Source organism: Microbacterium halophytorum (assembly GCF_002970975.1).
GTDB lineage: Bacteria > Actinomycetota > Actinomycetes > Actinomycetales > Microbacteriaceae > Microbacterium > Microbacterium halophytorum.
Genome location: NZ_KZ672984.1, coordinates 1 through 26,848 on the forward strand (window position 1 = coordinate 1; position 26,848 = coordinate 26,848).

26 protein-coding genes and 1 pseudogene are annotated in these 26,848 nt (G+C 72.3%); 17 read left to right on the forward strand and 10 right to left on the reverse strand.

Annotated elements, in window-relative coordinates:
* Positions 1 to 197 precede the first annotated feature (197 nt).
* The gene (locus tag C0010_RS04800) at positions 198 to 386 is read right to left on the reverse strand and encodes a helix-turn-helix transcriptional regulator (protein WP_105565941.1); all 189 of its coding nucleotides are present in this window, start codon (positions 384 to 386) and stop codon (positions 198 to 200) included.
* 1 nt (position 387) lies between these two features.
* Positions 388 to 846, reverse strand: coding sequence for a hypothetical protein (locus tag C0010_RS04805; RefSeq protein ID WP_105565942.1), 459 nt, complete (start codon positions 844 to 846; stop codon positions 388 to 390).
* A 307-nt stretch (positions 847 to 1,153) separates the two neighbouring features.
* Here C0010_RS04805 and C0010_RS04810 point away from each other — a divergent pair, with 307 nt between their 5' ends.
* From C0010_RS04810 to C0010_RS04835, 6 genes are all read left to right on the forward strand, one after another.
* On the forward strand, positions 1,154 to 1,336 hold the full coding sequence (locus C0010_RS04810) for a CsbD family protein (protein WP_105565943.1): 183 nt from the start codon (positions 1,154 to 1,156) through the stop codon (positions 1,334 to 1,336).
* 184 nt (positions 1,337 to 1,520) lie between these two features.
* The gene (doeB2, locus tag C0010_RS04815) at positions 1,521 to 2,777 is read left to right on the forward strand and encodes a N(2)-acetyl-L-2,4-diaminobutanoate deacetylase DoeB2 (RefSeq protein ID WP_105565944.1); all 1,257 of its coding nucleotides are present in this window, start codon (positions 1,521 to 1,523) and stop codon (positions 2,775 to 2,777) included.
* A 31-nt stretch (positions 2,778 to 2,808) separates the two neighbouring features.
* Positions 2,809 to 4,071: an aspartate aminotransferase family protein gene (locus tag C0010_RS04820; protein WP_105565945.1), complete on the forward strand. Its 1,263-nt coding sequence runs from the start codon at positions 2,809 to 2,811 to the stop codon at positions 4,069 to 4,071.
* A gap of 1 nt (position 4,072) precedes the next feature.
* Complete coding sequence (gene doeA / locus C0010_RS04825; RefSeq protein ID WP_105565946.1) at positions 4,073 to 5,416, forward strand: ectoine hydrolase; 1,344 nt, start codon at positions 4,073 to 4,075, stop codon at positions 5,414 to 5,416.
* The gene (locus C0010_RS04830; protein WP_105565947.1) at positions 5,409 to 6,800 is read left to right on the forward strand and encodes an NAD-dependent succinate-semialdehyde dehydrogenase; all 1,392 of its coding nucleotides are present in this window, start codon (positions 5,409 to 5,411) and stop codon (positions 6,798 to 6,800) included. The genes doeA and C0010_RS04830 overlap by 8 nt, the downstream gene beginning before the upstream one ends.
* Positions 6,801 to 7,104: 304 nt before the next feature.
* Positions 7,105 to 8,082 carry a fatty acid desaturase family protein gene (locus C0010_RS04835; RefSeq protein WP_408631068.1) on the forward strand — a complete coding sequence of 326 codons (978 nt, stop codon included), beginning with the start codon at positions 7,105 to 7,107 and terminating at the stop codon, positions 8,080 to 8,082.
* Positions 8,083 to 8,248: 166 nt separating this feature from the next.
* Here the strand turns inward: C0010_RS04835 and C0010_RS04840 are convergent, their stop codons facing one another.
* The 4 genes from C0010_RS04840 to C0010_RS04855 form a co-directional block, all read right to left on the reverse strand.
* Entirely contained in the window at positions 8,249 to 8,947 is a 699-nt protein-coding gene (locus C0010_RS04840; protein ID WP_105565949.1) for a YcnI family protein, read from the reverse strand.
* Positions 8,948 to 9,313: 366 nt separating this feature from the next.
* Positions 9,314 to 9,892: a hypothetical protein gene (locus C0010_RS04845; RefSeq protein WP_105565950.1), complete on the reverse strand. Its 579-nt coding sequence runs from the start codon at positions 9,890 to 9,892 to the stop codon at positions 9,314 to 9,316.
* Between the two features lie 4 nt (positions 9,893 to 9,896).
* Complete coding sequence (gene trmB, locus C0010_RS04850; RefSeq protein WP_105566075.1) at positions 9,897 to 10,562, reverse strand: tRNA (guanosine(46)-N7)-methyltransferase TrmB; 666 nt, start codon at positions 10,560 to 10,562, stop codon at positions 9,897 to 9,899.
* A 72-nt stretch (positions 10,563 to 10,634) separates the two neighbouring features.
* A complete protein-coding gene (locus C0010_RS04855; RefSeq protein ID WP_105565951.1) occupies positions 10,635 to 11,504 on the reverse strand; it encodes a DUF3097 domain-containing protein in 870 nt (289 codons plus the stop codon).
* Positions 11,505 to 11,671: 167 nt separating this feature from the next.
* Between C0010_RS04855 and C0010_RS15115 the strand changes: the two genes are divergently transcribed.
* The 3 genes from C0010_RS15115 (at position 11,672) to C0010_RS04870 (ending at position 15,390) form a co-directional block, all read left to right on the forward strand.
* Positions 11,672 to 13,630 (forward strand): TPM domain-containing protein, encoded by a 1,959-nt coding sequence (locus C0010_RS15115; RefSeq protein ID WP_105565952.1) that lies wholly within the window; start codon positions 11,672 to 11,674, stop codon positions 13,628 to 13,630.
* A gap of 99 nt (positions 13,631 to 13,729) precedes the next feature.
* A complete protein-coding gene (locus C0010_RS04865; protein WP_105565953.1) occupies positions 13,730 to 14,461 on the forward strand; it encodes a PspA/IM30 family protein in 732 nt (243 codons plus the stop codon).
* A 92-nt stretch (positions 14,462 to 14,553) separates the two neighbouring features.
* Entirely contained in the window at positions 14,554 to 15,390 is an 837-nt protein-coding gene (locus tag C0010_RS04870; protein WP_105565954.1) for an arginase family protein, read from the forward strand.
* 5 nt (positions 15,391 to 15,395) lie between these two features.
* Here the strand turns inward: C0010_RS04870 and C0010_RS04875 are convergent, their stop codons facing one another.
* Both C0010_RS04875 and C0010_RS04880 read right to left on the reverse strand, forming a co-directional pair.
* Positions 15,396 to 15,860 carry an SIP domain-containing protein gene (locus C0010_RS04875; RefSeq protein ID WP_105565955.1) on the reverse strand — a complete coding sequence of 155 codons (465 nt, stop codon included), beginning with the start codon at positions 15,858 to 15,860 and terminating at the stop codon, positions 15,396 to 15,398.
* Between the two features lie 76 nt (positions 15,861 to 15,936).
* Positions 15,937 to 16,404: a carboxymuconolactone decarboxylase family protein gene (locus C0010_RS04880; protein ID WP_105565956.1), complete on the reverse strand. Its 468-nt coding sequence runs from the start codon at positions 16,402 to 16,404 to the stop codon at positions 15,937 to 15,939.
* Positions 16,405 to 16,637: 233 nt separating this feature from the next.
* On the opposite strand from C0010_RS04880, the gene C0010_RS04885 reads away from it, so the two are divergent.
* The 7 genes from C0010_RS04885 (at position 16,638) to C0010_RS04915 (ending at position 23,887) form a co-directional block, all read left to right on the forward strand.
* Positions 16,638 to 17,588, forward strand: coding sequence for an alpha/beta fold hydrolase (locus tag C0010_RS04885; protein ID WP_324999054.1), 951 nt, complete (start codon positions 16,638 to 16,640; stop codon positions 17,586 to 17,588).
* Positions 17,588 to 19,111: an ABC transporter substrate-binding protein gene (locus C0010_RS04890; RefSeq protein WP_105565957.1), complete on the forward strand. Its 1,524-nt coding sequence runs from the start codon at positions 17,588 to 17,590 to the stop codon at positions 19,109 to 19,111. The genes C0010_RS04885 and C0010_RS04890 overlap by 1 nt, the downstream gene beginning before the upstream one ends.
* 7 nt (positions 19,112 to 19,118) lie before the next feature.
* A complete protein-coding gene (locus C0010_RS04895) occupies positions 19,119 to 20,075 on the forward strand; it encodes an ABC transporter permease (protein WP_105565958.1) in 957 nt (318 codons plus the stop codon).
* The gene (locus tag C0010_RS04900) at positions 20,072 to 20,947 is read left to right on the forward strand and encodes an ABC transporter permease (protein WP_105565959.1); all 876 of its coding nucleotides are present in this window, start codon (positions 20,072 to 20,074) and stop codon (positions 20,945 to 20,947) included. Before C0010_RS04895 ends, C0010_RS04900 begins: the two co-directional genes overlap by 4 nt.
* Positions 20,944 to 21,735 (forward strand): ABC transporter ATP-binding protein, encoded by a 792-nt coding sequence (locus tag C0010_RS04905; RefSeq protein WP_105565960.1) that lies wholly within the window; start codon positions 20,944 to 20,946, stop codon positions 21,733 to 21,735. The genes C0010_RS04900 and C0010_RS04905 overlap by 4 nt, the downstream gene beginning before the upstream one ends.
* Entirely contained in the window at positions 21,732 to 22,514 is a 783-nt protein-coding gene (locus tag C0010_RS04910) for an ABC transporter ATP-binding protein (protein ID WP_105565961.1), read from the forward strand. The genes C0010_RS04905 and C0010_RS04910 overlap by 4 nt, the downstream gene beginning before the upstream one ends.
* 380 nt (positions 22,515 to 22,894) lie before the next feature.
* Positions 22,895 to 23,887 carry an alcohol dehydrogenase catalytic domain-containing protein gene (locus C0010_RS04915; RefSeq protein ID WP_158685318.1) on the forward strand — a complete coding sequence of 331 codons (993 nt, stop codon included), beginning with the start codon at positions 22,895 to 22,897 and terminating at the stop codon, positions 23,885 to 23,887.
* Positions 23,888 to 24,026: 139 nt separating this feature from the next.
* Here C0010_RS04915 and C0010_RS04920 read toward each other — a convergent pair whose 3' ends face one another.
* Both C0010_RS04920 and C0010_RS04925 read right to left on the reverse strand, forming a co-directional pair.
* On the reverse strand, positions 24,027 to 24,650 hold the full coding sequence (locus C0010_RS04920; RefSeq protein WP_105565963.1) for a GNAT family N-acetyltransferase: 624 nt from the start codon (positions 24,648 to 24,650) through the stop codon (positions 24,027 to 24,029).
* Positions 24,650 to 25,327, reverse strand: coding sequence for a uracil-DNA glycosylase (locus C0010_RS04925; protein ID WP_105565964.1), 678 nt, complete (start codon positions 25,325 to 25,327; stop codon positions 24,650 to 24,652). Before C0010_RS04925 ends, C0010_RS04920 begins: the two co-directional genes overlap by 1 nt.
* Before the next feature lie 126 nt (positions 25,328 to 25,453).
* On the opposite strand from C0010_RS04925, the pseudogene C0010_RS04930 reads away from it, so the two are divergent.
* Positions 25,454 to 26,752: pseudogene (locus tag C0010_RS04930) on the forward strand (bifunctional o-acetylhomoserine/o-acetylserine sulfhydrylase); the annotation flags it as partial.
* Positions 26,753 to 26,848 lie beyond the last annotated feature (96 nt).

Sequence of the window (26,848 nt, forward strand, 5' to 3'; positions counted from 1 at the left end):
AACAATCGCCGCCTTCACGAAGCGCTCGACTACGCCACCCCGACCGAGATCGAGACCGCCTACTATCAAACCCGTGACGCCGCACTGGCGCTCACATAGACATCGGAACAGAACCCAGGGCGGTTCAACCTGCACGCGACCCGCCGACACGGCGACGCCGCCCCACAGCTCGACCGACCGACGGCGCGGCGCATGCTCTACGGCGTGAAGAGCTCTTCGATCGCGCAGTCGAACGCCGCGGCGAGCGCGAAAGCGAGCGGCAGAGACGGGTCGAACCGACCCTTCTCGATCGAGATGATCGTCTGACGCGACACGCCGAGCTCCTCGGCCAGATGCTGCTGCGACCAGCCGCGATGTCTGCGGCGCTCCGCGAGCGAGTTCTGCACGTCAGCCCCTCGCCCTGGCGACGAGGTAGCGCACCGCACACGACGCCATCATGAAGACGAGCACGGCCATCAGCGCATAGAGCGCGGGGAACGCGAGGTTCGCCACGGCGATGACGGCCGTCGCGATGCCGGCGACGAAGAGCGTGTCGAGGAACGCCCCTTCGCTGGCCTTCCTGAACCAGGCTCCCTCGATCGAATGATCGGGCTTCTCGATCGCCCCGCGCAGCGTCGAGCGGTCGACGACGAGCGCCCACACGAGCGCGATGAACGGCAGGACCGTGCACAGCGCGAACAGGGCGCCGCTGATGAAGCGATACGGGCCAGCGGGGCCGATCGCCCAAGTGACGGATCCGAACGCGGCGGCGAGCAGGATGCCGCCGGAAACGCCGACCGCTAACGCGGAAACGCGCCCATTCCAGAACTTGGTCCTTCCCCAGCGGGTGCGGGTCGTGTCGCTCATGCAGGCTCCAGATGTCGTGAGAAGTTAAATACGCTTGACAGTAAAGCGATCTTTACATGTCAAGCATGCTTGACGCAACCCGGCGCTGCGGCGCGGGCACCGACGGGCCGTTTCCCGATCCGGCCGCGGCCCGACGCGGCACCTCCCCACGCCCGAGCCGCCCACGGGGCCTCGCACGCCCCCTCCCCGTCGCTGGAACGCCAACCCGTACACGCGCCGTTCATCCGGTCGTCGATGGCGGGTCTTGTCCCCGTCGGCCCGTTCTGAGATGCTCGTGCTCCGCTGTACTTCGATCTGAGGAGGACCCATGGGACTGGATGACAAGCTCTCCGCCGCGGCCGACAAGGCCAAGGGCAACGCGAAGGAAGCTCTCGGCAAGATCACCGGAGACGACGAAATGGTCGTCGAGGGCAAGGTCGATCAGGCGAAGGGGGACGCGAAGGAGACCGTCGAGGACGTCAAGGACAAGGCCAAGGACGCGCTCGACTGACGACGCTTCTCCGTCAGAGCGGCACCCGCGCTTCTGCGCGGGTGCCGCTCGCGTCTGAGCAGCTGACCGGCCTGATCACCGCGGCGGCGGTGCCGCATGGGCCACGGTCCGGACGAAACAGGAACGTCATCACCGGACCCGTGACAAACCCCCGCGCGGGGGTCTAGGGTCGGCCTCACAGACCATGGGCCGCAACCCGCAGAACGGAGGCGAGTTGATCGCAGCGCACCCGGGCGGCGCCGGCGCAGCCGGCACCCTGCAGGAGATCATCGATTCTGCGTCCGCGATGCGCCACGAGCTCCATCGGTCCCCCGAGCTGGCCTGGCATGAGCACGGCACCGCGGCGCGCATCCGATCGGAGCTCGACGCCCTCGGCATCGCCTGGCGCGCGTGTGCCACGACCGGCACGGTCGCGGCGCTCGCCCCGGATGCCCCCGGTCGCCACGTCGCGCTCCGCGGCGACATCGACGCCATGCCGGTCACCGAGGATTCCGGTGCGCCCTGGTCCTCGCAGAGCCCCGGAGCGATGCACGCGTGCGGGCACGACGGCCACACGGCCGTGCTCCTCGCCACCGCGAAGTGGCTCGCGGCGCACGAGGCGACGCTGCCCGGCCCCGTCACCCTGCTCTTCCAGCCGGCCGAGGAGGGCGGCCACGGGGCGCCCCGGATGATCGAGGACGGCGCGCTCGAAGGCGTCGACGTCATCTTCGGCTGGCACAACTGGCCGGCCCTCGGCCGCGGCCGCCTCGCCTGCCCCGACGGCCCGGTCATGTCGGCGAACGGCGCCTTCGCCATCGACGTCACGGGCATCGGCGGGCACGGCAGCCAGCCCGAGGTCACCCGCGACCCCGTGCTCGCCGCCGCCGCGATCACGGTCGCGCTGCAGCAGTTGGTCGCGCGCCGGATGGCGCCCCAGACGGCCGCCGTGGTGGCCGTCACGTGGATCGACGCACCGGGCAACGACACCGTGACGCCGGCTTCCGCACGGCTCGGCGGCAGCATCCGGGTTCCGAACACCTCCGTGCGCGACGAGCTCTTCTCGCTCATCGCCGAGGTCGCCGGCGCCACGGCGCGCGCCTACGGCGTGGAGGCCGAGACCACCACGACCCCCCGCTACGGCGCGACCGTCAACCATCCGGACCAGGCGGCCGAGCTGCGCGCCGCCCTCGAACCGGCGCTCGAGGGCGCGTTCGGCGCGATCGACCACTCGCCCGACATCCCCATCCCCGTGATGGCGTCGGAGGACTTCAGCTACTACCTCGACGAGATCCCCGGCGCGTTCGCGCTCGTGGGCGCCGGCGACCCGCACTCGTGCCACAGCCCGCACTACGACTTCAACGACGCCCTGATCGAGCCGGTGCTGCGCGCATACGCGCAGCTGGCCGGGGCCCCCGATCTCCCCGCGGGCGACCCCGCGGGGCCCGCCAGAAGAGATGAGTGATACCGAGCAGCACCGCTGAGAGGAGCCGATCATGGACGTGAGTCCGTTCGAGCAGTGGGAATCCGAGATCCGCGGCTACAGCCGCAACTATCCGACCGTCTTCGCCCACGCGTCGAACGCGCGGCAGACGTCCGAGGACGGCACCAGCTACATCGACTTCTTCGCAGGCGCGGGCGTCCTCAACTTCGGTCACAACAACCCCGAGATGAAGCGGGCGATGATCGCGTTCCTCGAGGCGGACGGCGTCGCGCACAGCCTCGACACCTACACGACCACGAAGCGCGACTTCATCACCAAGTTCCACGACACGATCCTCGCGCCGCGCGGCATGGACCACCGGATGCAGTTCATGGGCCCCACGGGGTCGAACGCGGTGGAGGCGGCGCTCAAGCTGGCGAGGCTGGCGACGGGGCGGCGCGACGTCGTGGCGTTCTCGCACGGCTTCCACGGCATGACGCTCGGCTCGCTCGCCGCGACCGCGAACGAGGCCTTCCGCCAGTGGGCGGGCGTTCCGCTCGACCACATCGTGCGCCTGCCCAACGAGTTCGCGCCCGGCGGCGGGCTCGACGCTCTCGAGCACTACCGCGCGGCCCTCGCCGACGCGTCGAGCGGCCTGCGGCCCCCCGCCGCGTTCCTCGTCGAGGCCGTGCAGGCCGAGGGCGGCGTCTGGGTGCACTCCCCCGAGTGGCTGCGCGCCGTCGAGGCGCTCGCCCGCGAAGTCGGAGCGCTGTTCATCATCGACGACATCCAGGCGGCGGTCGGGCGCACGGGTTCGTACTTCAGCTTCGACGGCTACGGCCTCGACCCCGACATCATCACCCTCGCAAAGGGGCTCGGCGGCTACGGCACCCCCATCGCGATGAATCTCAACAAGCCGGAGGTCGACGCCCATTGGAGCCCCGGCGCCCACACCGGAACGTTCCGCGGGCAGGGCCTGAGCTTCGTCGCTGGCGGCGTCGCGCTCGATTTCTTCGCCGACGACGCGCTCATGTCGCGGGTCCGCGAGAAGGGCGAGTGGATGGCCAGGCGGCTGCGCGCCATCTCCGACGAGCACCGCGGCCGCGGCTGGGACGTGCGTGGCAAGGGCATGATGCAGGGCCTCGACGTCGGTGACGGCGCCGTCGCGAAGCGCGCGCAGGCCGAGGCGTTCGCCGCCGGCCTCCTGATCGGCCCCTGCGGCACGGGCGGGCGCGTGATCAAGCTGATCCCGCCCCTGACGATCCCGGACGACGACCTCGACGAGGGCCTCGAGATCCTCGCGGGCGCCGTGCGCCGCGCGGCGGGAGGCGAGTGACATGCGCGTGCGCGACGACATGACGTTCCCGCACGAGGAGTACGAGCGCCGCGTCGGCGACCTCCGGCAGCGGATGGCGGACCGGCTGCTCGACGCCGTCGTCATCACCGACCCCGAGAACCTGATGTACCTGACCGACTATCAGACATCCGGGTACTCGTTCTTCCAGGCGCTCGTCGTTCCCCTCGAAGGCGAACCGTTCATGATCACGCGCCAGATGGAGGAATCGAACGTGATCGAGCGGACCTGGGTCGAGGTGACCAGGCCGTACCCCGACACGGGCGACGCCATCCAGCAGCTGGTCGCGACGCTGAAGGAGTTCGGTCTCGACACGAAGCACGTCGGATACGAGCGGAACAGCTACTTCTTCCCCGCCTACCAGCAGGACCGCATCCACACCTCGTTCCGCGCGGGGCAGCTGCTCGACTGCTTCGGCATCGTCGAGGAGGGGCGCGTGCGCAAGTCGGCGCACGAGATCGAGGTGATGCGCCGGGCCGCCGTCGCGACCGAGGCCGGCATGCGGGCCGGGATCGCCGCCGCGGAGGTCGGCGCGAGTGAGAACGACGTCGCCGCCGAGATCTCGCGCGGCATGTTCACGGCGGGCGGCGAGTACCCCGCCGTGATGCCGTACGTCACCTCCGGCCCCCGCACCATGATCGGGCACGCGACGTGGGAGGGGCGCGAGCTGCAGGCCGGCGACGCCGTCTTCCTCGAGGTCGGCGGCTGCTACCGGCGGTATCACACGGCGATGATGCGGACCGTGCTTCTGCACGAGATGACCCCGGCGATGGCGCGCGCCGAGGAGCGCATGATGACGGCGCTCGCCGAGTTGAAGGCCTCGATGCGACCCGGAATGACGGTCTCGGACGCCGACTCGATCGTGCGCACGATCATCTCCGACAACGGTGTGGGCGCCGAGCTCGTCACCCGCGCCGGCTACTCGATCGGCATCGCCTTCCCGCCGGCGTGGGACGAGGGCTACATCCTGAGCCTCATGCCCGGCGGCAACCGCGTGCTCGAGGAGGGCATGACGTTCCACGTGATCCCGTGGATGTGGGGCGTCGAGGGCACCCGCACGGTCGGCATCAGCGACACGCTGCGCATCACCGAGACCGGCTGCGAGTCGTTCTTCTCGCTCGACGCGCGCTTCACCGTGAAGGATGCGGCGGGCGCCGGTCGTGCCCCGGACGCCCTGGTCGCGGGGCCCGTGAGCGTTGCGGAGCTCCCGGCCCCGGCGGGCAGGAGGACCGAGAAGGCCGTGCAGGGCGAAGCCGACGAGCTCGAAGAGCTCGCGGAAGGGCGGCCGCGCGAGGCGGCCGCGACCGGAGGAGGAAGCGATGACTGAGCTGTTCGAAGCGACCGACCCGACGACGGGGGCGACGATCCGCGTCGCCCCGACGCTCGACGCGGCGGGGCTCGACGACGCGCTGGCCAGGGCCGACGACGCCTTCGAGCACTGGCGGCGCTGGCCGATCGCCGACCGCGCGGCCGTGCTGCGCGACATCGCCTCGGCCATGCGCGGCGACGTCGATCGCCTCGCCCTGCTGATGACCGAGGAGATGGGCAAGCCGATCACGGAGGCGCGCGGCGAGGTCGGCAAGGCGGCGTGGGCGTGCGAGCACTACGCCGACCACGCAGAGGAGTACCTCGCACCCGTGGAGATCGCGAGCGACGCCGCCCGGTCGTACGTGCAGCACCTGCCGCTCGGCCCCGTCCTCGGCGTGCTGCCGTGGAACGCGCCGTTCTGGCTGGCGTTCCGCTTCGCCGCCCCCGCGCTGATGGCCGGCAACACGTGCGTCATGAAGCACGACAGGCACGTGCCCGGATGCGCCGAGGCGATCGCCGACGTCGTCTCGCGCGTCGCGGCCGCGCACGGAGCGCCGGGCGCGATCCTGCAGAATGCGCCGCTCGGGCACGAGCTCGTGGACCGCGCGGTGCGCGACCACCGCATCCGGGCCGTGTCGCTGACCGGCTCCGATCGGGCGGGCAGCGCCGTCGCCGCGGCGGCGGGGCGCGAGATCAAGCCCGCCGTGATGGAGCTGGGCGGTTCGGACCCCGCGATCGTGCTCGCGGACGCCGACCTCGAGAAGGCGGCCGACGCGATCACGACGATGCGGATCATCAACGCCGGCCAGTCGTGCATCGCGGCCAAGCGCGTGATCGTCGAGGAGCCGGTGCACGACGCCTTCGTCGAGCTTTACGCCGAGCGGCTGGCGGCGCTGCGCGTCGGCGACCCGCGCGACGAGGCGACGCAGGTCGGCCCGATCGCCCGGGCCGATCTGCGGGAGAACCTGCACCGGCAGGTGACCGAGAGCATCGCCCAGGGGGCGACGCTGCGCGTCGGCGGCGAGCTCCCCGACGGGCCCGGCTTCTACTACCCCGTGACCCTCCTCACGGGCGTCGAACCCGGCATGACGGCGTGCTCGGAGGAGACGTTCGGGCCGGTCGCGGCCGTGATGCGGGCGGCCGACGCCGACGAGGCGCTCGCCCTGGCGAACGACACGCCGTACGGGCTGGCCGCGAGCGTGTGGACGGGCTCGGCCGAGCGCGGTGAGCGGATGGCGCGCGAGATCGTCGCGGGCCAGGTCGCCGTGAACGGCATCGTCAAGACGGACCCCCGCCTCCCCTCCGGCGGCGTCAAGCGCTCCGGGTTCGGCCGCGAGCTGGGGCCCGACGGCATCCGGGAGTTCGTGAACCGGCAGCAGGTCTGGGTCGGCCCGGCCGCATAGCGCCGCGCCGCTCGCGCACCGCCGGACCCGCCGGCAGTGCGCGAGCAATGCGCGCGCTCCGAACCTCCTGCACATGCTGGCGCGTGCATACGCACTGCCGTAGCGTGGCACGCAAGCGATCGGCAAACGGCCTTTGGCTTTCACGCCCGCCAGCCGCAGAATCGAGATCGCCATCACTTCTTCGCTCACCGCCACAGAGGCAACCCTCGGCCCGGTTCGTCAGACATATGCGCGGGCGGAGGACTTCCCGCCCGTCGCGCGTGCGTACACTCAGCTCTCCCAGGCCGTGCGCGAGAGCGGCCTGATGCGACGGGCGCCCTGGTTCTACGCATTCGTCGGCATCGCGATCGCGCTCGCGTTCGGTGGGGCCGTGACCGGCTTCATCCTGCTCGGCGACAGCTGGTTCCAACTGCTGATCGCCGGCGCCCTCGGGATCGTCTTCACGCAGGTCTCCTTCCTCGCCCACGAGGCGGGGCACCGCGCGATCCTCTCGACGGGCCCCGCGAACGACCGCCTCGCCACGGTGCTGGCCGCCACGGCGGGCGTCAGCTACTCCTGGTGGGATGTGAAGCACTCCCGACACCACGGCAACCCGAACCGCGTGGGCAAGGACCCGGACATCGCGGTCGACACGATCTCGTTCCTCGACGTCGATGCCGCCGAGGCGAGGGGGCTGCGGCGCTGGATCACGAAGCGCCAGGGCTGGCTGTTCTTCCCGCTCCTGACGCTCGAGGGCCTCAACCTGCACTTCCTGAGCCTCAAGCACCTGTTCGGCCGTGGGAAGGTGAAGAACCGGCGGCGCGAGATCGCCATGATCGCCGCGCGCTTCGCGCTCGTGCTCGTTCCGATCTTCCTGCTGCTGCCCCTCGGCATGGCGTTCGCGTTCATCGGCGTCATGGTCGCCGTCTTCGGCGTCTACATGGGCGCCTCGTTCGCCCCGAACCACAAGGGCATGCCCGTGATCGCCCCGGATGCCCGGATCGACTTCTTCTCGAAGCAGGTGCGCACCTCGCGCAACATCCGCGGCGGTTGGTGGGCGACCTGGCTCATGGGCGGACTGAACTACCAGATCGAGCACCACCTGTTCCCGAGCATGTCGCGCCCGCACCTCGCCCAGACCCGCGAGATCGTCCGCGAGTTCTGCGAGACCCACCGCGTGCCGTACACCGAGACGTCGCTTCTGCAGTCGTACTCGATCGTCATCCAGTACCTCAACCGCGTCGGTCTCGCGGCGCGCGACCCGTTCGACTGCCCGATGGTCGCCGAGTACCGCCGCGGCTGACCCCTCCCGGCGGTGACGACACCCGCCGGAACCAGAAGGCCCGCGGCCGCCCCTCCTGATCGGAGGGGCGGCCGCGGGGGGTGAGGCGGTCCCGGGGGTGCGGGGGGGGCCCAGCTCTCGGCACCGCGCCGACGGCTCGCGGACGGTCGCGGGGCTCGGCCGTCGCTCAGGCCGAGCGGCGCCGCAGCGCGACGACGCTGACGACGAGGGCGGCGACGCCGGCGAGCAGGCCCGCGCCACCGAGCACGACCGGGAGCGCGTCGCCCTCCTCGCTCGCCATGGCAGACTCGCTCTCGCCCGCTGCCCCGGCGCCGTGTCCGCCGTGCGCGTCTTCAGACGCGTCGTCCGCGGCGGGCTCGACCTCGAGGGTCGGCGCGGGCGACTCGAGCGCGTGCGGGTCCTCCCCCTCCTCGGCGACCTGGTCCCAGACGAGCTCGCCCTCCTCGCACACCTGCGTCACGGGGAACGCGATCGTGCCGGAGGCGTCCTCGAGCAGCCCGACGTTCAGCGCCACCTCCGCGCGCAGCTCGTCCGGCACTGCCTCGTCGGCGGTGAACGTCACGGCCGACGGGCGGCCGGCGTCGCCGTCCTTCGCGACGTCGATCGTCCAGCCGCTCTGCACGACGGGCTGCGCGCCCGCGATGCCCTCGGTCGGCAGGTCGATCGTGATGCTCTTCGTCGCCGAGCCGTCGCAGCCGTGGCCGAACGCGAACGTCAGGTCGCGCGTCGAGCCCGCCGTGGGGGCGCCATCGGGCTGGAGGCCGACGTGCGCGCTGGCGGCGGCCGGTGCCAGCAGGATGCCGGCCGCGACGGCGACCCCCGCGGCGAATCCGACGACGTTCCTGGTGTTGCTTCGCTTCTTCATGACAGATATTCCTCTGGGTGCATACGTGTGTGATCGGCCGGTGCCTCGGCGGCACCGGCGGTGCGCACTCCCGGGGCGCGACGAGGCCTGACCGTCGTCCGGCACGCGATATGCGCGCGCCTCGGCGGCGCCGTCGTCGGCTGGGGTGCTCCCCGTGCCCTGTGGCGTCGGGCGCGGGTGAATGCGCGTCTCAGAGATCCTGCCGCGGCAAGACCCCACCGCGGTCGGGCACGTTCGATCGCACCGCGCGGATCGCGTGGTCGGCGTAAGCCAATACCGTCGGTCGGTGTTCTGAAGCGCACTCCGGAGTGTCTGAGATCCGTCGGCGCCGCGAGCCGGTGCACGACTCCTCAGACACGCCTCGCCTCACACGAAGAGGGGCGGGCCGCGCGGGGCGGCTGCGAGCGCGCCGAGCCGCGAGCGCAGCGTGCGCACGACGCCCGCGATGGGAGCAGGCGCGAACGGCGCCGCGATCGCGGGTGCCACGGCGCGCGAGCGGATCCAACCGGATGCCCAGCCGAGCAGCGTGAGGATCGCGCGCTCGCCGTACGCGAGGATCGCGACGGTGACGACCGCCGCGGCGATGTGCGCGGCGAGCATTCCGGCGTCGACAGTCACCGCCGATGCATGGCCGGTCAGCGGCTGCCAGGCGTCGGCGTGGTGGTGGCCGCCGACGACGCTGGCGCCTTCGACCGGCGAACCGAGCGCCGTGAACGCGAGGTGGAACATCAGTTGCAGCGCGGGCACCGTCAGGGCGATGCGCCGGAGTTTCGGGCGAGCGCCCATCAGCGCCATGCCGGGGAACACGAGCAGCGCGGCCATGCCGCCGACGAGCAGCGGCGCGGGCAGGTCGCCGCCCGCCCAGGAGTGCGACAGCGCCGCGACGAGAGTGGCGACGGCCGAGGCCGCGCTCCCCCGCAGCGCGAGCAGCTGCCGCTTCGTCATCGGGTCAGTCCCTCGGAACCCGGCGATAGCTGAGGTCGCGGATCTCGCGGCCCTTCTCGATGCCCTTGCGCTCGAACGCCGTCATCGTGCGGCCGGCGAACCTCTCGGCCCACTCGCCGTCGAAGGCGCGCTCGAACTCGGGGGCGGCGTCCATGACCTCGCGCATCTGCAGCGCGTAGTCCTCCCAGTCGGTGGCGAGGCGCAGCATGCCCCCGTCGCGCAGGGCGCGCCCGACCGTCGCGCCGAAGCCGCCCTTGATCATCCGGCGCTTGTGGTGGCGCTTCTTGTGCCACGGGTCCGAGAAGAAGATCCAGACCTCGTCGGCAGAGCCCTCCGGCAGCAGCGTCTCGAGCACCTCGGGCGCGTTCGCCTCGATCACGCGCAGGTTCCGCGCACCCGCCTTGTCGGCGTCGAGCATCGTGCGGGCGAGGCCGCCGACGTAGACCTCGACGGCGAGGAAGTCGTCGTCGGGTCGCGTCGAGGCCGCGTGCACGATCGCGTGGCCCTGGCCGGAGCCGATCTCGACGATCAGCGGGGCCCTGCGGCCGTACTCGACCTCGGGATCGAACACGGCGTCGGGGTGGACCGAGGTCGACGCGGCGTCGCGGGGAACGTCGAAGCGGTAGAACGCGCTCAGCTCGCTCCAGGCGCGCTCCTGCGCCTCGCTCATCCGGCCGCCCCTGCGGACGAAGGAGACGGGCTGGTCACGGAAGCGCGGCGCGTCGGAACTCACTCGCCCAGCCTATTCGGCGCCGCCTGGGAGCGCGGGGCCGGCCTGCGCGGGCTCTGTGACGAAGTCGATGAGCTCCTCGACTCGGCCGAGGAGCTCCGGCTCGACATCGCGGAACGTCGTGACGCGCGACAGGATGTGCTGCCACGCGCGGGCGATGTCGGCCTGTTCCTCCGCGGGCCAGCCGAGGCCGCGGCAGATGCCCGTCTTCCAATCGGTGCCGCGCGGCACGACGGGCCAGGCGCGGATGCCGAGCGATGCCGGCTTGACGCACTGCCAGACGTCGACGAACGGGTGGCCCACGATCCGCACGTGCGCTCCGTGACGCCCGCGCGCGACGGCATCGGCGATGCGCTGCTCCTTGGAGCCGGGCACGAGGTGGTCGACCAGCACCCCGTAGCGGCGCTCGCGCGACGGCGGCTCGGCGGCGAGGAGCTCGTCGAGCAGATCGACGCCCTCGAGGAACTCGACCGCGACGCCCTCGGCGCGCAGGTCGGCGCCCCAGACCTTCTCGACCAGTTGCGCGTCGTGCTTGCCCTCGACGAGGATCCGGCTCGGCAGCGCGACCCTCGCCCTGGTGTCATCGGCGACGAACGACCCGGACGCCGTGCGCCGGCGCCCCCGGGGCTGCGCCTTCTGCCGCACGAGCGCGACGGGCTCGCCGTCGATCATGAAGCCCGGGCCCAGCGGGAACAGCCGCTTGCGCCCCTTGAAGTCCTCGAGCTCCACGTTCTGGCCCTCGATCTTCGTGATCGCACCGCAGAAGCCGTCGACCGCGACCTCGACCACGAGGTCGATCTCGGCCGGCACCTGCGCCGACTTCTTCGTGCCGCGTTCGCGCCAGCCCGCCGCGAGCACATCCGTGCCGTACCTGTCGTCCATTCCGTCAAGAGTATTCATCCGGATGCCGCTCAGCGCGGGCGACACGGGCATCCGGATGACGGCGCTCACGCGGGCGACAGCCGATCCGGCGTGCCGCGGGAGCTGCCGCTCAATAGGATTGACCCACCGCCGGCGCACGCCGGCGGCATCCGCGACGGGGAGGCACCATGCGCAGACGGCTCGCGACGATCCTGGGGGCGGCCGCGGCGGCGCTGGCCCTGCTGGCGGCCCCGACAGCGGCCCAGGCGGTCGAACCGGTCGGGCTCGGCTCGGCCCACGTCTACGACGATCCGTCGATCGACGCGCTCACGCCCGACGAGGAGGCCGAGGTCGAGGCGGCGCTCACCGAGCTCGCCGATACGACCGACCTGTCGCTGTGGGTCGTCTACGTCGACGCTTTCGACAACCCGTCGGACGCCGTGGCGTGGGGCGAGCAGACCGCATCGCAGAACGGCTTCGGCGCGAACAACCTCCTGCTGTCCGTCGCCGTCGAGCAGCGCAACTACGCCCTGACGGTGCAGCAGGGCAACCCGCTCACGCAGGAGCAGGGCGACAACGCGATCGCCGCCATCGAACAGTCGCTCGGGAACGACGACTGGGCGGGCGCGCCGATCGCGGCGGCGGAGTCGCTGACCGACTCGGCCGGCGGCGGCAGCGGCGCGGCCCGCGAGGATTCCGGTGGCGGATTCTTCACGTTCTTCCTCATCGCCGTGATCATCGCGGCCGTCGCCTTCCTGATCGTCTGGGCCGTCCGGCGCAGGAAGAAGCAGGAGCCGGCCGTCGAGCGCACACCCGACCCCTACGAGGGAGTCACGACAGAAGAGCTGCAGAAGCGCGCGGCGGCCGCGCTGATCGCGACGGACGACCGCATCCGGACCGCCGAGCAGGAGCTCGGCTTCGCCGTCGCGCAGTTCGGCGAGGACGCCGTCGGCGAGTTCCGCGAGGCGATCGCGACGGCGAAGGAGCGCCTCGGCACCGCATTCGAGGCGAACCGCGCGGTCGACGCGGCCGACAAGCCCGAGCCGGACGTGCGCGCGGCGCACGGGGCCGTCATCGAGGGCTGCGAGGCGGCGCAGGACGTGCTCGACGAGAAGGGCGAGGCGTTCGACGAGCTCCGCGCCATCGCGGAGGACGTGCCCGCGGCGATCGAGTCCGTGCGCGCCGCGCTCGAGGGCGTCCGGGGCGCCGACGACCGCATCGACGCCGCGGTGTCCCGGATGCGCCAGACCTACGGACCCGAGGCGCTCGAGAGCGTGATCGACAGCGCCGACCAGGCGGCCGAGGTGATCGCGGTCGCCGACGCCCAGCTCGCCGAAGCGCGCCAGTTGGTCGACAGCGGCGACACGGGCGAGGCCGCCGCCGCGGTGCACACGGCGGAGGGTGCGGTCGACCAGGCGACCCGTCTGGAGCGCTCCGCGACGTCGCTCGCCTCGACCCTGAAGGAAGCGGAGCACCACGCGGCGTCGCTCATCGCCGAGCTCGAGGGCGACCTCGCCCAGGCGCGCGCCCTCGGTTCGCCGCAGGCCGCCGGCGCGATCGCGGCGACCGAGCAGGCCGTGCGTGCGGCGCAGGCGAACCTCTCCGGACCCGACCGCCTGCCCCGCATCATGCTCGAGCAGCTGCAGCGTGCGAACGAGCAGATCGACACCGTCGTCGCAAATGCGCAGCGCACGAGGCACGTGCTCGAGCAGACCCTGATGCAGGCGCGCGCGTCGACCGACGCCGCGGAGGACTTCGTCGCGCAGCGCCGCGGCGCGATCGGTGCCGACGCGCGCACGCGCCTCGCCGAAGCGCAGCAGGAGCTCTCGCGGGCCGAGAGCCTGCGCACGGCCGATCCGGCCAGGGCCCAACAGCACGCGCAGCGCGCTCTGCAGCTCGCCCAGGACGCGCTGCGCCGGGCCGAGAGCGATGTGTCCGGCTTCGGCGGGTACGGCGGAGGAGGCGGCTACGGGCGCCGCGGCGGCGTCGATGTCGGCAGCGTCATCCTCGGCGGCGTGATCGGCGGCCTGCTCAGCGGGGGCGGCGGCCGCCGCGGGGGAGGCGGCTTCGGGGGCGGCTTCGGCGGCGGGGGCGGGGGCTTCGGCGGAGGCGGCGGCGGCTTCGGCGGAGGCGGCGGCCGCTTCTGAGCGCGGTTCCGAGGAAACGCATAGCCCGCGGATAGGCGGAGTTCTCGCGCAGGCCACCCACGGCCGGTAGGTTTCTAGTCACCACGGAAGGGGCATCACATGACCAAGCAGTCCATCTTCGGCAGGATCTCGACCCTGATCAAGGCGAACGTCAACGCGATGATCGACCAGGCGGAGGATCCGGAGAAGATGCTGGATCAGCTGATCCGGGATTTCACCAACAACATCGCCGACGCCGAGGCCGCGATCGCCGAGACGATCGGAAACCTGCGGCTCCTCGAGCGGGACCACGCGGAAGACCTGGAGACCGCAAAGGAGTGGGGCAACAAGGCGATCGCCGCGAGCCGCAAGGCCGACGAGATGCGCGCCGCCGGCGACACGGCCGGCGGCGACAAGTTCGACAACCTCGCGAAGATCGCGCTGCAGCGCCAGATCAGCGAGGAGAAGGAGGCTCACGACGCCGAGCCCCAGATCGCCTCGCAGACCGAGACCGTCGAGAAGCTCAAGGCCGGCCTCTCCGGCATGAAGCAGAAGCTCGTCGACCTGAAGGCGAAGCGCGACCAGCTCGTCGCGCGGGCGAAGACGGCCGAGGCGCAGAACAAGGTGCACGACGCGGTCAAGTCGATCAACGTGATGGATCCGACCAGCGACCTCGGGCGCTTCGAGGAGAAGGTCCGCCGCCAGGAGGCGCTCGCCGCCGGCAAGGCCGAGATCGCCGCGTCATCGCTCGACGCGCAGTTCGAGTCGCTCGACGACATGGGCGAGCTCACCGAGGTCGAGGCCCGGCTCGCCGCCCTGAAGAGCGGCGGACAGGGCCAGCTCAGCGCCTGACTGCCCTCGCGCGACCGCGCTCAGGAACGCCCCGGATGTCCGCATCCGGGGCGTTCCTGGCGGTGAGGGGGCCGGAGGGGCAAGATGGAGGAATGACTCGGTTCGTCGTCGTCCCGCAGTGGCAGGGCTCAGCTTCGTCGCGAGCGATGGCCCTCATCGACGGAGCGGAGGCGATCGCGGGAGACCTCCCGGCGTCCGCCTGCACGCGCGTCGACGTGCCGCTCGAAGCGGGCGAGGCGATCGACACGGGCATCAGCCGCGCGAGCTCGCTCCTGCGCATCAGACGGGAGTCGCACGAGCACCTCGCCCCCAACGGCGAACCCGCCGTCGTCGTCGGCGGGGACGCGGGCGTCGCGGTGGCGGCGATCGGCGCGCTCGTCGGCGCCCCCGGCGCTTCTTCCGGCCGGCTCGCCGTGGCGTGGTTCGGCGCGCACGCGGCCCTGCGCTCCCCCAACGGCGACCGCGACCGGGCGTACGAGTCGATGGCGCTGCGCGCCGTCCTCGGCGGGTTCGACGGCGACCTCGCCCTCCCCGCCGGCGCCGTCGAGGCGTCGGACGTCGCGCTCGCGGGGGCGCGCGAGTTCGACGACGAGGAGGAGGCCGTGCTCGCCGAGTCGGGTGTCGCGCACGTCGGCCCCGACGCGGAGCACGGCCCCGCGGCGGCCGCGACGGCGCTGGACGGCGCGGAGCGCGTCTTCGTCCACGTGTCGCTCGACGTGCTCGACCCCGCCGAGATCAGCGGCGTAGCCGACGCCGTTCCGTTCGGCATGAGCGCACAGACGCTCGTCACCGCGATCGGAGAGCTGCGTTCCCGCTACGCCCTCGCGGGCGCCGCGATCACCGGCTTCGCGCCAAGGAACCCGGCCGCGGCGGTCGATGACATGGGCACGATCCTGCGCATCGTCTCGGCGCTGACGAAGCCTGTCTGAGCCGGTCAGGCGGCGTGCTGCGGGAACCACTCCGGCACGGCGATCGCACCGCGCTCGGTGCCCAGTCGGTCCGTCAGGTGGTCGACGATGTCGGCCGTGCCGAGGAAGCCGCCGAGCAGGTGCACGCGCGTCGCGTCTCCCTCACCGCACATCATCTCGTTCGCCCAGGCGATGGCGGCGCGAGAGAGGGCCTCGCCCGTGCCGCAGGCCCTGCTCGTGCCCGGCGCACCCGTACGGGCCGAACGGTCGAGCCACGAGACGACCATGCGCGGCGGGGCCGACACGGTGCCGACCCACGACGCGTCGGGGACCTCGATGAACACCCGTCCCGTCGAGCACAGCGGCAGCGTCGCGAGCAGCATCTCGAGATCGACCAGCGACGACTCGTCGGCGGTGATCAGGTGCTGCACCCGCGTGTGGCGCGAGGCGCGGCACGCGGTGGCGCTGTGGGCTGCGGTGTCGGCGTTCATATCCCCACCATTGTAGGTCAGCCTTACCTACATGCCAAATGACCGCCTGAGGGCAGCCTATCCTCCGCCGGAGCCGTCAGCCCCGGCCGAGGGGCTTCGGGCTCAGACCCGTCGCCCGCACGAGCCGGTTGAAGGAGTTGATCTCGACGGCGAGCCAGCTCACGGCCACGTACTCCTCATCGCTGAGCGCGGCCGTCACGCGCGCGTAGGCCTCGGTGCGCACACCGCCGTCGTGGATGAAGGTGAGCTCCTCCGCCAGCTCGATGGCGGCCTTCTCGCGCTCGGTGAAGACGCCCGACTCGCGCCAGACCGGCAGCTGTGCCATCTCGTCGAAGGTCACGCCCGCCTTCTCGCCGCGCTCGCTGTGCACGCGCACGCAATAGGCGCAGCCGTTCAGCTGCGAGCAGTGCAGCAGCACGAGCTCCTTGAGCCGCGGATCGATGCCGCGGGCAGCGGCGAACTCCGCCGCCTCGTCCGCGAAATCGCTCAGCCGCTTGTACAGCTCGGGGGCACCCTTGTTCAGGTGTACGCGCTTGTCGGTCACGTCGGTTCCTCCTCGTCGGCGCAGTGCTCTCCCCCGACGCTATCGCGCACGACGCGCCCGAGCGCCATCGGAACAATCTGCGCATTCGCTCGCGTTGATACTCCCGAGAATGCGAAGAATCGGGGGGATGCTGCAGCGCACTCCGATCTCGGGTTTCTCGCGACCCCACCACGACGGCCAGAATGGACGCATCCGGATGATGCCCACGCCGGCACCTCACGAAAGGAACGGACGTGACCGACCACACGTCAGGGAGCGTCGCCCGTCACGGTGCCGCGAGCACGGCGGCCGCGCCGACGCCCGCCGTGCGTCACGACCCGGAGGAGTTCTCCTTCCTCGCGGCGCAGGCGGAGCGCCTCGGCGCCGTCGTTCCCGCGGCGCGGCGCGTCGATGCCGCCGCGCCCGACGGCGCGGTCAGCGCGATCGCGTACGGCAGCGGCTCTCCCCGCGCGGCCCTGCTGCATGGCGCGGGCCTGAACGCGCATACGTGGGACGCCACGGCGATCGCCCTCGGGGCCCCCGCAGTCGCGATCGATCTGCCGGGGCACGGCGACTCCGCGTGGCGCGACGACGCGGACTACACCCCGGCGACGATCGCACCCGCCGTCGCCCGGGCGATCGAGGCCGCGGCCGACGACCCCGTCGTCCTCGTCGGCCACTCCCTCGGAGGGCTCACGGCCGCGGCCGTCGCCGCGGCCAGGCCCGAGCTCGTGTCCCACCTCGTGCTCGTCGACATCACGCCCGAGATCGACCGCGGCGGGCCCTCGCAGCTGCGCGCCTTCTACGAACGCCTCGAGTTCGGCTCGCGCGAGGAGCTGGTCGCCTATGCACTGTCCTTCGGGCTCGGCGGCGACCCCGAGAACGCGCGGCGCGGCGTGCACCTGAATTCGCGCGTGCGCCAGGACGGGGTCGTCGAGTGGAAGCATCACTTCGCCCGGATCGCCGCGCAGGCCCTCGGCGACGACGCCCCGGCCGATCCGGAGGACGGGTGGCGCTCGCTCGAGGCGACCACCGCCCCGATCACGCTCGTCCGCGGGACCCGCGGCTTCGTCGACGACGACGCCGCGGCGCGCTTCGCGGCGCGACTGCCGTCATCGCGCACCATCTCGCTCGACGCCCCCCACAACGTTCAGGAGGTCGCGCCGCGCGACCTCGCCGCCATCATCAGAAAGGCCATCGGCTGATGCCCCTGAACCGCTCCGTCCTCCGCCGCTCCGCCGCCGCGCTCGGCGCCACGGCCGTCGCCGTCGCCCTCGCGTCGTGCTCCTCCGCGCCGTCCGGGTCCGAGCCGGCCGCCGAGGCGGACCCGGACGCCGCCGTGCGGGTCGGCCTGGTGCTCGAGCCGACGAGCCTCGACATCCGGCACACCTCGGGCGCCGCCCTCGAGCAGGTCCTCGTCGACAACGTCTATCAGGGCCTCGTCACCCGCACGCCGGAGGGCGAGATCATGCCGGCTCTCGCGACGGAGTGGCAGATCTCCGACGACGGGCTCACCTACACGTTCCCGCTGCACGAAGGGGTCGAGTTCCACGGCGGCGGGGAGCTCACGGCGAGCGACGTCGTCGCTTCGCTCACCGAGGTCGCGCAGGACGAAACGTTCGAGGGGCACGCCGAACTCGCCGGTATCGAGGGCATCGCCGAGACCGAGGGCGGCGCCGGCGTCGAGATCACGCTCGCGCAGCCCGACCAGAACTTCCTCTTCTCACTCTCGGGCCCCGCGGGCCTCGTGTTCGACGAGGGCGACGCCACCGATCTGAAGACCGCGGCGAACGGCACCGGCCCGTTCGCGCTCGACGAGTGGCGGCAGGGCGACGGCATCACGCTGACGCGCTTCGACGGCTACTGGGGCGAGGCGGCGGGCGTCGCCGAGGTCGACGTCAGCTACATCCCCGATGCGAACGCCCTCGTCAACGGCCTGCTCTCGGGCGAGCTCGACGCCGTCACCCCCGTGCAGGCCGACCTGCTGCCGCAGGTCGAGGGCGCGGGCGACTTCGAGGTCGTGAGGGGCCGCACGACCGACAAGTACGTGCTCGGGTTCAACAACACCGCGGCGCCCCTCGACGACGTGCGCGTGCGCGAGGCGCTGCGCCTCGCGATCGACCACGACGCGCTCGTCGAGACGATCGGCCAGGGCGTGACGCAGTACGGCCCCATCCCGGAGCTCGACCCCGGCTACGAGGACCTCTCCGACGTCGCGCCGTTCGACCCCGAGCGCGCCGAGGAGCTGCTCTCGGAGGCCGGCGCGAGCGGTCTCTCCCTCACCCTGACGGTGCCGAACGTCTACCCGACCTCCCTGTCGAACTTCCTCGTCTCGGCGTTCCAGGACATCGGCGTGGAGCTGGAGGTCGATTCCGTCGAGTTCTCGGCCTGGCTCAACGACGTCTACACCAACGGCGACTACGAGCTGAGCATCGTCAACCACGTCGAGCCCCGCGACGTGGGCAACTTCGCCGACCCCGACTACTACTTCCACTACGACAGCGACACGGTGCAGCAGCTCTACGCCGAGGCGATGGCCGCGACCGACGTCGAGGAGTCGAACGTGCTCCTCGCCGAGGTCGGGCGCCAGGTCTCGGAGGACCACGCCGCCGACTGGCTGTACACGGCCGAGCAGATCACGGCGCTCGCGCCCGGCGTCGCCGGGTTCCCCGTCGATTCCCTGAACGCGCGCCTCCCGCTCGCAGGCGTGACGTACACCGGCCCGTAACCCGGCGATGCTCCGGTACGCGCTCACGCGGCTCGCTCTGCTCGCGCTCGGCCTCGTCGCGGCCAGCGCGATCATCTTCGTGTCGCTGCGCGTGCTGCCGGGCGACGTCGCGCAGGTCATCGCGGGAACGAGCGGCTCACCGGAGCAGGTCGCGGCGATCCGCGAGGGCCTCGGCCTCGACCGGCCGCTGACCGCGCAGTACCTGGACTGGGCATCCGGGATCGTCACGGGCGACCTCGGCACGTCGTACCTGACCGGCACCCCCGTGTCGGCCGAGCTCGCCGACAAGGCCGCCGTCACCGTTCCCCTCGGGGCGATGTCGCTCGCGGTCGCGCTCGCGATGGCCCTCCCGTTCGGCGTGATCTCGGCGCTGCGCCGCCGCTCGTGGGGCGGCCAGGCGATCGGATTCGCGGCGCAGGGCCTCGCGGCCGTTCCCGTCGTGTGGGCCGGCATGATGCTCGTCGCGGTGTTCGCCGTCGCGCTCGGCTGGCTGCCGGCGCAGGGCTTCCCGACCCGGACGGGCTGGTCGACGCCGTGGCAGGCGTTCGAGTCGCTCATCCTGCCCGCCGTCACGATCGGAGTCGTCGAGGGTGCCGTGCTGCTCCGCTTCGTGCGCAGCGCGACGCTTCAGGCCGTCGGCGCCGACTTCGTCCGTGCCGCAGCCGCGAAGGGGCTGACGAAGACCGGCGCCCTGCTCCGCCACGGGCTGCCGAGCGTGGGGCTCTCGGTCGTCACGGTGCTCGGCCTGCAGATCGCGGGGATCATCGTCGGCGCCGTCGTGATCGAGCAGGTCTTCAACCTTCCGGGCATCGGCCGGATGCTCGTGGCCGATGTCGGCGCGCGCGACCTCGAGAAGGTGCAGGGCGAGCTGCTCGCCCTGACCGGGTTCGTGCTGGTCACGGGCTTCATCGTCGACCTCGTGCACCGCGCGGTCGACCCCCGACAGCGGGAGGAGGCGCGATGAGCGGAACCCTCCGGCGCCTCATCAGCTCGCCGGGCGGCGCTTACGGCGTCGCGGCGCTCTCGGTCGTCGTCGCGACAGCCATCGTGTCGTTCCTCTGGACGCCGTTCGACCCGCTCACGGTGGACACCGACGCGCGGTGGGCCGGGCCCGGATGGCCGCACGCGCTCGGCACCGACAACACGGGCAGGGACATCCTGAGCCTGCTGATGGTCGGGGCGCGCACGGCGGTCTTCGTCGCGGTCGGATCGGCCGTCGTCTCGGCGGTGTTCGGCGTGGCGATGGCCGCCGCCGGCGCGCTCACGCCCCGCTGGGCGCGGGAGTCGGTCGCGGTGCTGATCGACATCCTCGTGGCCTTCCCCGTGCTGCTGATCGCGATGATGATCTCGGCGGTCTGGGGCGGGTCGCTCTGGGTCGTCGTCGCCGCCGTCGGCCTCGGCTTCGGCGTGAACATCGCCCGCGTCACGCGGCCGGAGCTGCGCCGCGTGATGGCGAGCGACTACGTGCTCGCCGGCCGCGCCGCGGGGCTCACCGGGTGGCAGAACCTCACGCGGCACCTCCTGCCGAACGTGGCCCCGGTGTTCATCGTGCAGCTGTCGTGGGGCATGGCCGTCGCGGTGCTGGCGGAGGCCGGCCTGTCGTACCTCGGCTTCGGCGCATCCGTCACCGACCCCAGCTGGGGCCTGCTGCTGGCGGAGCTGCAGCCCTACATCGGCGTGCAGCCTCTGAGCGTGCTGTGGCCCGGCCTGACCATCACTCTGACGGTGCTGGCGTTCAACCTGCTGGGCGACGCGCTGCGCGACGCGACGGACCCGACCCTGCGCTCGCGCGGCCGCAGGGCGATCGCCCACGACACCCCGGGAGTGGTCGCATGAGCCTGGAGGTGCGCGAGCTGCGCGTCGAGATCGACGGCGCCGCGGTGGTCGACGGGGTCTCGTTCGAGGTTCCGGACGGCGCCCGCGTCGGCCTGATCGGCGAATCGGGCTCAGGCAAGTCGATGACGGCGCTCGCGCTGATGGGTCTCGAACCGGACGGCGCGGAGGTCACGGGTTCGATCCTCTGGAACGGGCGCGAGCTCGTCGGGCTGCCGGACCGCGAGCGCGCCGCGCTGCGCGGCGCCGACATGGGGATGGTCTTCCAGGAGCCGCGCACGGCGCTGAACCCGATCCGCACGGTCGGCCGGCAGATGGCGGAGGCCGCGCGCATCCACGGTCGCCTCTCGCGCGGCGACGCCCGCGCCCTCGCCGTCGAGCTGGCCGAGCGCGTGCGCCTGCCCGATCCGGGCGCGATCGTCGGCCGCCACCCGCACGCGCTCTCGGGCGGGCAGCGCCAGCGCGTCGCGATCGCCGCGGCGCTCGCGGCCGAGCCGCGACTCCTGATCGCGGACGAGCCGACGACCGCCCTCGACGTCACGATCCAGGCCGAGATCCTCGATCTGCTCCTGGCCCTGACACGCGACACCGAGATGGGCATGCTCTTCATCACCCACGACCTCGCGGTCCTCTCGCGCGTCGCGGAGCGCGGCGTCGTGCTCGAGCGCGGCCGCGTCGTCGAGCGGGCGCCGGTCGCCGAGCTGCTCTCCGCCCCCGCTCACCCGGTGACGCAGGGCCTGCTGCGCGACGCGAAGGCGACGCTGTGGCGCAGGGAAGGGGGCCAGCTGTGACTCGCCCGATCGTCTCCGCGCGCGGCCTCACAAGGGCGTACCGCGCGCCGCGCCCCGCCCGAACCACGACGGCACTGTACCCGACCGATCTCGACGTCGCGGCGGGCGAGGCCGTCGGCATCATCGGCGAATCCGGCGCGGGCAAATCGACGCTGGCGCGCCTGCTCCTGGGGCTCGACCGGCCGACATCCGGCACCGTCGAGGTCGCGGGGCGGCCCGTTGACGTCGCGGCGGGCGCCCGATCGCTGCGCTGGCTGCGCCGGGAGACGGGCATCGTGTTCCAGGACCCGTACGCGTCGCTCGACCCGCGGATGACGGCCGGGCGCATCGTCGGCGAGCCGCTGTGGGCGCTGGGCATCGAACCGGATGCGACGGCGCGGCGCGAGAGGGCCCGCGCGACCCTCGCACAAGTCGGGCTGCCGGACGACGCGGCCGACCGGCACCCGCACGAGTTCTCCGGCGGTCAGCGGCAGCGCATCGCCCTGGCGCGCGCTGTCGTGCACGGCCCCCGCATCCTCGTGGGCGACGAACCGCTCTCCGCCCTCGACGTGACGGTGAGGGCGCAGATCATCGGGCTGCTGCGCGAGATGCGCGTCCGGCAGAACCTGACCCTGGTCCTGGTCAGCCACGACATCGGCGTCGTGCAGGCGCTGTGCGACACGGCCGTCGTGATGCAATCGGGCCGCGTCGTCGAGCGCGGCCCCGTCGACCGGGTGCTCCGCTCCCCCGAGCACCCGTACACGAAGCGACTGCTCGAAGCCGTCCCGACGCTCCCCTGACCCCGCGCCGAGCTTCACGCCTAGCCATGAACGAAGCCGCGCTGGGGCGCGCGGCTGAACCTGACACCTACTGCGCTGGCCGCTGCACGCCGCCCGAGAGGCTCCCGTGCGATGCGAAGCAGCGCGTGGAGGGGGCGATAGGGACTCGCTGCGGCACCAGGTCCATCAACGCACCCTTGTCGTTCACGCGGCGTTCACCCGCAATCCTGAACGCGTTACAGGCGCCTCGACAGGATGGGAGTCGACTTCAGGGGGGTGATGCGATGTCCTCGGTTCGTCCTCTTGCGGCGGGAGCGGGCGTCGATTCTGCGCGCGCCGGAACCGATGCGAGCGGCCCCGCGGCCGGTACGACCTCGGCCGCGGTGCTACGCAACGGGGCGGTGGCGATCGAGCGCATCGATGCCCCGAGGGTCGGGCCGGGCGAGCTCCTCGTCGACATCGATCTCGCCACCGTGTGCGGCGCCGATCGCGCTGCTGTCGCCGCGGGCGGCGGGGACGCCCGCGTGCTCGGGCACGAGGGCGTCGGGCGCGTGCTCGACGCGGGCCGCGGAGCGCCCGCCGCCGTCGGGGACCGAATCGTGTGGGGCCCGACCGTCTCGTGCGGCAGGTGCGACCGGTGCCGCGCCGGCCTGTCGGCCGCGTGCCGCAAAGCGAGGGCCCTCGGCGAGCAGCCCGTCGACGGCCCCTGGCCCCTGTCCGGCACGTTCGCGCGGCGCATGCTGCTGCCGCGCGGCGCCGCCGTCGCGCAGGCGCCTCCGGAGCTCTGCGACCCGGTCGCGGCGTCGGCCGGGTGCGCGGCCGCCTGCGTGCTCTCCGCCTACGAGCGCGTCGGCGCCCTCCCCGGCACGCGCGTGCTCATCCTGGGCGCCGGCCTGCTCGGGCTCACGGCCGCGGCGTACGCCAACGATGCCGGGGCTGCGGCGATCGCCGTCGCCGACCGCGACGCCGCCCGACGCACCCTCGCGCGGATGTTCGGGGCGACGGAATCGGTCGACCCGGTCGACGGCCTGCCCGACGCCGACGTCGTCATCGATTTCACCCGCTCCGGCGACCTGATCACGGCGGGCCTCGGCGCGCTCACGGTCGGCGGGCGGCTCATCATGGTCGAGCAGCACCGCGCGACGCCGGTCGCCGACACGGGGACGATCGCGATCGACGGCCACAGGGCGACGGCGCGCTGGCACTCCGTCTCGGGCGTCAGCGGCGCGGAGCCGCACCATATCGCGGCGGCCGTCGAGTACCTGACCGCGGCCAGGGCGCGGTGGCCCTGGGAGCAGCTCATCACCTCCGCCGTGCCGATGTCGTACCTGCCGACGCTGCTCGAGACGCCCGCACCGATCGCCCCCCGCACGGCCGTCCAGCCGCGCCGCTGACCCCGCCCGGCGCCCGGTCGGGCCCGGAGAGCACCCGATCCCACTGCCGCGGTCGCAAAAAACACCCCATCCGAGCACTCCAAGGCGCGGAATCCGCCACCGCGGCAGCCGTTGCCGAGGTCGCGCTGGCGCGCGGGTGTCAGCCGCGGCGGGCGTTCCGGCCGAACAGGCCGCGCCGCCGACGCGGGCGCAGCGACTTCTGCAGGTAGACGGTGCCGAGCCAGCGGCCGAACTTGTAGCCGACCCTGCCCATCCGGCCCGATTCGACGAAGCCGAGGCTCTCGTGCAGCGCGATCGACGCCTCGGCGCCGCGGTCGCTGATGACCGCGACCATCTCGCGCAGGCCCACCTCCTCGCAGGCCGTGATCAGCGCCTGCAGCAGGGAGCGGCCGAGCCCCTTGCCCGTCGCGCCGGGGCCGAGGTAGATCGACGTCTCGACGGTGTAGCGGAACGAGGTCGTGCCCGACCACGGGGCGGCGAGCGCGTACCCGAGCACCTGCCCCGTCGGCGAGACGGCGACGAGGAACGGCAGCCCGAGCCTCTCCGTCTCGGCGAACTTGTCCGCCCACTTCCGGTGCGTCCACGGCTTCTCGTCGAACGTGACGACCGAGTTCCGAACGTAGTAGTTGTAGATCTCGCGCACATCCGGCACGTCTGCGAACACCGCCGGCCGGACCTCGTACGAGAACGGCCGCTCGGGCGCTGGCGCGGGGCGGAGGTGCCTCGGCAGCCGGCGCCGCTTGTTGTACTCGGACTCGAGCATCAGCGCACCCGCCAATCGATCGGCGCGGACCCCTGCGACGCCAGCGCCGCGTTCGCGCGGGAGAACGGCCGCGAGCCGAAGAATCCCCTGCGGGCGGAGAGCGGCGATGGGTGCGCCGACTCGATCAGCGGCACGCCCGCGAGCAGCGGTGCGAGCGAGCGGGCCTGCGCCCCCCAGAGCACCGCGACGAGCGGCCCGCCGCGCTCCGCGAGCACCCGGATGGCGTGGTCCGTGACGCGCTCCCAACCGCGCTTCCGGTGCGAGCCGGCCTCCCCCGGTGCGACCGTGAGCACCCGGTTCAGGAGCAGCACGCCCTGGTCTGCCCACGACGACAGGTCTCCGTGCTCGGCCGGCGTCAGGCCGAGGTCGTCGTCGAGCTCGCGGTATACGTTGGCGAGGCTGCGCGGCAGCGGCCGCACGTCGCGGGCGACCGAGAACGAGAGCCCGACGGCATGGCCGGGCGTCGGGTACGGGTCTTGCCCGACGATCAGTACGCGCACGTCGTCGAGCGGGCGGTGGAAGGCCCTGAGCACGTCTCGCCCGGGCGGCAGGAACTCCTCGCCCGCCAGCCCGTCGAGCAGGCGCCGGATGTCGCCGGCGACGGGCTGAAGGGCCGAGGCCCATCCGGGATCGATCGCCCCCGCCACGGCGGTCAGCGCAGGGGGGTCGTCGGCCATGCCGCCAGTTTACGGCGAGCGGCGTGACGTGCGTGTGACGCAGGATTTCGCAGCCGTTGCCCCGCCCGGCCGCGCCGCGTAGCGTCGGATCATCCGGCCCATCCATACGACTCCAGGAGCGCACGAGACATGACCACGAACTGGAAGTTCGAGACGCAGCAGATCCACGCCGGCGCTCAGCCCGACCCGACGACGGGTGCGCGGGCTACGCCGCTGTACCAGACCACGTCCTACGTGTTCAAGGACGCGAGCCACGCCGAGAACCTGTTCGCGCTCACCGAGACCGGCAACATCTACACGCGGATCATGAACCCGACCCAGCAGGTCGCCGAGGAGCGCATCGCCGCGCTCGAGGGCGGCACGGGCGCGCTGCTCGTCGCCAGCGGCCAGGCTGCCGAGACGTTCGCGGTGCTGAACATCGCGCAGGCCGGCGACCACATCGTGTCGTCGAGCTCGATCTATGGCGGCACGTACAACCTGTTCAAGTACACGCTCGCCCGCCTCGGCATCGAGGTCACGTTCGTCGAGAACCAGGACGACCTCGACGCGTGGCGCTCGGCCATCCGGCCCAACACGAAGCTCCTCTTCGGCGAGACGATCGGCAATCCGCGCATCAACGTGCTCGACATCGAAGCCGTCGCCGACGTCGCGCACGCCGCGGGCCTGCCGCTGATCGTCGACAACACGATCGGCACGCCGTACCTCATCCAGCCGCTGCAGCACGGCGCCGACATCGTCGTGCATTCCGCGACCAAGTTCCTCTCCGGCCACGGCACCGTGATCGCCGGCGCGATCGTCGACGGCGGCACGTTCGAGTGGTCGAAGCACGCCGACCGCTTCCCCGGCCTGACCGAGCCCGACCCCTCGTACAACGGCGTCAGCTACACGGGCGTGCTGGGCGACGCCGTCGCGTACATCACGAAGGCGCGCGTCCAGCTGCTCCGCGACCTCGGCGCGGCCGTGGCCCCGAACAACGCGTGGCAGCTGTTGCAGGGCATCGAGACCCTGTCGCTGCGCGTCGAGCGCCACGTCGAGAACGCCAAGTCGATCGCGTCGTGGCTCGAGGCCCGCGACGACGTCGCGACGGTGTACTACGGCAGCCTGCCCTCGTCGCCGTGGCACGACAAGGCCGAGAAGTACGCGCCGAAGGGCTCCGGCGCCGTGCTCTCGTTCGAGCTCAAGGGCGGCGTCGAGGCTGGGCGGGCGTTCGTCGACTCGCTCGAGCTGTTCAGCCACCTCGCCAATATCGGCGACGTCCGCTCGCTCGTCATCCACCCCGCGTCGACGACGCACTCGCAGCTGACCCCCGAGGAGCGACTCACGGCCGGCGTCACGCCGGGCCTCGTGCGCCTCTCGGTGGGGCTCGAGCACGTCGACGACCTGAAGGCCGACCTGGATCAGGCGTTCGCCGCGGCGCGGGCGTAGTCGCCCCGAGCGTAAGAAAAATCCCCGAGAATAGGCAGATGCTCTTGGTTCCGGCCTGTTCTCGGGGATTCTGCCTACGCTCGCGGCATCCATACG

What these genes read in the sequence shown, in the direction of transcription:
- C0010_RS04905 (WP_105565960.1), top strand. Translation starts at nt 20,944, where the DNA reads ATGAGCCTGGAGGTGCGCGAGCTGCGCGTCGAGATCGACGGCGCCGCG.
- C0010_RS04925 (WP_105565964.1), bottom strand. Translation starts at nt 25,327, where the DNA reads ATGGCCGACGACCCCCCTGCGCTGACCGCCGTGGCGGGGGCGATCGAT.
- C0010_RS04840 (WP_105565949.1), bottom strand. Translation starts at nt 8,947, where the DNA reads ATGAAGAAGCGAAGCAACACCAGGAACGTCGTCGGATTCGCCGCGGGG.
- C0010_RS04830 (WP_105565947.1), top strand. Translation starts at nt 5,409, where the DNA reads ATGACTGAGCTGTTCGAAGCGACCGACCCGACGACGGGGGCGACGATC.
- C0010_RS04855 (WP_105565951.1), bottom strand. Translation starts at nt 11,504, where the DNA reads ATGGACGACAGGTACGGCACGGATGTGCTCGCGGCGGGCTGGCGCGAA.
- C0010_RS04820 (WP_105565945.1), top strand. Translation starts at nt 2,809, where the DNA reads ATGGACGTGAGTCCGTTCGAGCAGTGGGAATCCGAGATCCGCGGCTAC.
- C0010_RS04900 (WP_105565959.1), top strand. Translation starts at nt 20,072, where the DNA reads ATGAGCGGAACCCTCCGGCGCCTCATCAGCTCGCCGGGCGGCGCTTAC.
- C0010_RS04870 (WP_105565954.1), top strand. Translation starts at nt 14,554, where the DNA reads ATGACTCGGTTCGTCGTCGTCCCGCAGTGGCAGGGCTCAGCTTCGTCG.
- doeB2 (WP_105565944.1), top strand. Translation starts at nt 1,521, where the DNA reads ATGGGCCGCAACCCGCAGAACGGAGGCGAGTTGATCGCAGCGCACCCG.
- C0010_RS15115 (WP_105565952.1), top strand. Translation starts at nt 11,672, where the DNA reads ATGCGCAGACGGCTCGCGACGATCCTGGGGGCGGCCGCGGCGGCGCTG.
- C0010_RS04805 (WP_105565942.1), bottom strand. Translation starts at nt 846, where the DNA reads ATGAGCGACACGACCCGCACCCGCTGGGGAAGGACCAAGTTCTGGAAT.
- C0010_RS04810 (WP_105565943.1), top strand. Translation starts at nt 1,154, where the DNA reads ATGGGACTGGATGACAAGCTCTCCGCCGCGGCCGACAAGGCCAAGGGC.
- C0010_RS04865 (WP_105565953.1), top strand. Translation starts at nt 13,730, where the DNA reads ATGACCAAGCAGTCCATCTTCGGCAGGATCTCGACCCTGATCAAGGCG.
- C0010_RS04895 (WP_105565958.1), top strand. Translation starts at nt 19,119, where the DNA reads ATGCTCCGGTACGCGCTCACGCGGCTCGCTCTGCTCGCGCTCGGCCTC.
- C0010_RS04875 (WP_105565955.1), bottom strand. Translation starts at nt 15,860, where the DNA reads ATGAACGCCGACACCGCAGCCCACAGCGCCACCGCGTGCCGCGCCTCG.
- C0010_RS04890 (WP_105565957.1), top strand. Translation starts at nt 17,588, where the DNA reads ATGCCCCTGAACCGCTCCGTCCTCCGCCGCTCCGCCGCCGCGCTCGGC.
- trmB (WP_105566075.1), bottom strand. Translation starts at nt 10,562, where the DNA reads ATGAGCGAGGCGCAGGAGCGCGCCTGGAGCGAGCTGAGCGCGTTCTAC.
- doeA (WP_105565946.1), top strand. Translation starts at nt 4,073, where the DNA reads ATGCGCGTGCGCGACGACATGACGTTCCCGCACGAGGAGTACGAGCGC.
- C0010_RS04845 (WP_105565950.1), bottom strand. Translation starts at nt 9,892, where the DNA reads ATGACGAAGCGGCAGCTGCTCGCGCTGCGGGGGAGCGCGGCCTCGGCC.
- C0010_RS04835 (WP_408631068.1), top strand. Translation starts at nt 7,105, where the DNA reads ATGCGACGGGCGCCCTGGTTCTACGCATTCGTCGGCATCGCGATCGCG.
- C0010_RS04920 (WP_105565963.1), bottom strand. Translation starts at nt 24,650, where the DNA reads ATGCTCGAGTCCGAGTACAACAAGCGGCGCCGGCTGCCGAGGCACCTC.